This is a genomic window from Polaribacter sp. BAL334 (genome assembly GCF_015767435.1).
In the GTDB taxonomy this organism is placed as follows: domain Bacteria; phylum Bacteroidota; class Bacteroidia; order Flavobacteriales; family Flavobacteriaceae; genus Polaribacter.
In genome coordinates this window covers 1-436 of record NZ_JADWOV010000239.1, presented here as the reverse complement: position 1 = coordinate 436, position 436 = coordinate 1, and the positions used below count along the sequence as shown (strand labels likewise).

Annotated in this window: 1 protein-coding gene; it reads right to left on the bottom strand. The window is 33.3% G+C overall.

All coding sequences use genetic code 11. The features are described from left to right. The coding region (locus IU405_RS03390; RefSeq protein ID WP_197437208.1) for a hypothetical protein at positions 1 to 436 on the bottom strand (436 nt) is incomplete at both ends.

The window sequence follows — 436 nt, the reverse complement described above, 5'->3', positions numbered from 1 at the left end:
GCAGCACTTAATCTTAATAATTTACTGTTATTTAAACTTAAAGCTACGTTTGAGTTATTATATAACTCCATATAATCGTTATTAAAACCATTATCTGAATCAAGTACTTCAGTGATGAATACAGTTCCTGCTGTAGGGCCAGCTGGAGCTTCATCATCCACAATTGTTAAAGTATGAGTACTTTGTGAAATAATCAAACCTGTTACAGTGCTAGTTTCAGTAATGGTAAAAATGATAGATTCATTATCAGTATCAGCATCATCATTGATATCAACCGTAATGTTTTGAGTACCATTTCCAGTAAATGATAATGCAGTTGGTGATGTAAATGTATAGTCACCTACTTCAGCAGTACCACCTGTTACAGAAACATTGATATCAATTTGTGTTCCTGAATAATTTGCCACCGTAATCGGAATGTTTGCACTTGTAAAAG